Source organism: Catelliglobosispora koreensis DSM 44566, assembly GCF_000379685.1.
Taxonomy (GTDB): Bacteria; Actinomycetota; Actinomycetes; order Mycobacteriales; family Micromonosporaceae; genus Catelliglobosispora; species Catelliglobosispora koreensis.
Map to the genome: position 1 here is coordinate 1 of NZ_KB903265.1, position 3,475 is coordinate 3,475.

General features: G+C 55.3%; 2 rRNA genes. Both read left to right on the forward strand.

The annotated features are described in order from the left end of the window. Window positions 1–129 precede the first annotated feature (129 nt). Window positions 130–3,261, forward strand: a 23S ribosomal RNA gene (locus A3E1_RS0122555). A gap of 95 nt (window positions 3,262–3,356) precedes the next feature. After that, window positions 3,357–3,473: ribosomal RNA gene (gene rrf / locus A3E1_RS0122560) — 5S ribosomal RNA — on the forward strand. Window positions 3,474–3,475: the final 2 nt, after the last annotated feature.

Here is a 3,475-nt window from a genome sequence, read left to right on the forward strand (position 1 = left end):
TGGGGTGGTGGTTGGTTGTTGGTTGAGATGTGCATAGTGGACGCGAGCATCTAGAGACACACATTGTGTGGTCTCTGTTTTCTGCAATTTTTCCTTAACTGATAACAGTTTCAGAAATTGTGTTTTGTGTTTGAAGTTATGTAGGGCAGATGGTGGATGCCTTGGTACCAGGAGCCGATGAAGGACGTGTGAGGCCGCGTTAGGCCTGGGGGAGTTGCCAGCAGAGCTGTGATCCCAGGATGTCCGAATGGGGAAACCCACCTAGAGTCATGTCTAGGTACTCCTGCCTGAATATATAGGGCAGTGAGGGGGAACGCCGGGAAGTGAAACATCTCAGTACCGGCAGGAAGAGAAAACAAAAGTGATTCCGTGAGTAGTGGCGAGCGAAAGCGGATTTAGCCTAAACCGTGTATGCGTGATACCTGTCAGGGGTTTCATACACGGGGTCGTGAGGCTTTCCTTGGCGTATCTGACAGTGCGCCCAGAAGTGATAAAACCGCAGGTTAGGCGAACCCGAGTGAATGCGGGACCGTAGAGGGTGAAAGTCCTGTAGCCGAAAATCTGTGGTCTTCTGTGGAGGGTTCTCGAGTAGCCGCGAACTCCTGTAATTTGCGGTGAATTTGCCAGGACCACCTGGTAAGGCTGAATACTCCCTGGTGACCGATAGCGGATTAGTACCGTGAGGGAATGGTGAAAAGTACCCCGGGAGGGGAGTGAAATAGTACCTGAAACCATCTGCCTGCAATCCGTCAGAGCCTAGAACATCCTCGTTAGAGGGTTATGGTGATGGCGTGCCTTTTGAAGAATGAGCCTGCGAGTTAGTGGTATGTGGCGAGGTTAACCCGGGTGGGGTAGCCGTAGCGAAAGCGAGTCTGAATAGGGCGTTTTAGTCGCATGCTCTAGACCCGAAGCGGGGTGATCTAGCCATGGGCAGGATGAAGCGACGGTAAGACGTCGTGGAGGTCCGAACCCACCAACGTTGAAAAGTTGGGGGATGACCTGTGGTTAGGGGTGAAAGGCCAATCAAACTCCGTGATAGCTGGTTCTCCCCGAAATGCATTTAGGTGCAGCGTTACGTGTTTCTTGCCGGAGGTAGAGCTACTGGATGGCCTAGGGGCCCTACCAGGTTACCGAAGTCAGCTAAACTCCGAATGCCGGTAAGTTAGAGCGTGGCAGTGAGACGGCGGGGGATAAGCTTCGTCGTCGAGAGGGAAACAGCCCAGATCACCGGCTAAGGCCCCTAAGCGTGTGCTAAGTGGTAAAGGATGTGGGATCGCATAGACAACCAGGAGGTTGGCTTAGAAGCAGCCACCCTTGAAAGAGTGCGTAATAGCTCACTGGTCAAGTGGTTCCGCGCCGACAATGTAGCGGGGCTCAAGCACACCGCCGAAGCCGTGGCAATCAGAATTTAGATCCGCCCACATTAGCGTGTGGGTGCAGTTTTCTGGTTGGGTAGGGGAGCGTCGTATGTGGGGTGAAGCGGCAGCGTGAGCTAGCCGTGGACTGCATACGAGTGAGAATGCAGGCATGAGTAGCGAAAGAAGGGTGAGAAACCCTTCCGCCGGATGACCAAGGGTTCCAGAGTCAAGCTAATCTGCTCTGGGTGAGTCGGGACCTAAGGCGAGGCCGAGAGGCGTAGTCGATGGACAACGGGTTGATATTCCCGTACCCGCGAAACAGCGCCCACGCCGAACATCACGGTACTAACCTCCAGCGAAAGGTGAAGCCTTCGGGTGGAACCAATCAATGTTGGGATCTTCGTGGTTTGTAGGTGAGTGATGGGGTGACGCAGGAAGGTAGCTGTACCCAGGTGGTGGATATTCCTGGGGTAAGCGTGTAGCCCGCCATGTAGGCAAATCCGCATGGCATATAAGGGTGAGACGTGATGCCGAGCCGTTTTGGTGAAGTCAGTGATCCTATGCTGCCGAGAAAAGCCTCTAGCGATGCTGTGAGCGGCCCGTACCCGAAACCGACACAGGTGGTCAGGTAGAGAATACCGAGGCGATCGGGCGAACTGTGGTTAAGGAACTCGGCAAATTGCCCCCGTAACTTAGGGAGAAGGGGGGCCCCGGCTGGTGACGAGATTTACTCTCCGAGCTGGTGGGGGTCGCAGAGAGCAGGGGGAAGCGACTGTTTACTAAAAACACAGGTCCATGCCAAGCCGTAAGGCGCTGTATATGGACTGACGCCTGCCCGGTGCTGGAACGTTAAAAGGACCTGTTAGCCCGCAAGGGCGAAGCGGAGAATTGAAGCGCCAGTAAACGGCGGTGGTAACTATAACCATCCTAAGGTAGCGAAATTCCTTGTCGGGTAAGTTCCGACCTGCACGAATGGCGTAACGACTTCCCCACTGTCTCAACCACAGGCCCGGCGAAATTGCAGTACGAGTAAAGATGCTCGTTACGCGCGGCAGGACGGAAAGACCCCGGGACCTTCACTATAGCTTGACATTGATATCCGGCATTGCCTGTGTAGGATAGGTGGGAGCCTATGAAGCCATCACGCCAGTGGTGGTGGAGGCAGCGTTGAAATACCACTCTGGCAGTTTTGGGTATCTAACCACGGACCGTGATCCGGTTCTGGGACAGTGTCTGGTGGGTAGTTTAACTGGGGCGGTTGCCTCCTAAAAGGTAACGGAGGCGCCCAAAGGTTCCCTCAGCCTGGTTGGCAATCAGGTGTTGAATGTAAGTGCATAAGGGAGCTTGACTGCGACACTGACGGGTGGAGCAGGGACGAAAGTCGGGACTAGTGATCCGGCACCGGCATGTGGAAGCGGTGTCGCTCAACGGATAAAAGGTACCCCGGGGATAACAGGCTGATCTTCCCCAAGAGTCCATATCGACGGGATGGTTTGGCACCTCGATGTCGGCTCGTCGCATCCTGGGGCTGGAGTAGGTCCCAAGGGTTGGGCTGTTCGCCCATTAAAGCGGTACGCGAGCTGGGTTTAGAACGTCGTGAGACAGTTCGGTCCCTATCCGCCGCGCGCGCAGGAAACCTGAGAAGGGCTGTCCCTAGTACGAGAGGACCGGGACGGACGAACCTCTAGTGTGCCAGTTGTCCCGCCAGGGGCACGGCTGGTTAGCCACGTTCGGAAGAGATAACCGCTGAAAGCATCTAAGCGGGAAGCACGCTTCAAGACCAGGTCTCCCACCCACGCAAGTGGGGTAAGGCCCCCAGAAGACCACTGGGTAGATAGGCCAGAACTGTAAGCCCAGCAATGGGTTCAGGTGACTGGTACTAACCGGCCGAGGACTTCAACACACCACAGCAGAAAACATATGCCCTGCACGCGTCCACTTTGCACATCACAACTTGCAAACAACCCCCGCAAAAGGGAAACAGCAAGTTCATAGAGTTTCGGCGGTTATAGCGGCAGGGAAACGCCCAGCCACATTCCGAACCTGGAAGCTAAGCCTGCCAGCGCCGATGGTACTGCACTAGCGATGGTGTGGGAGAGTAGGACACCGCCGGACAA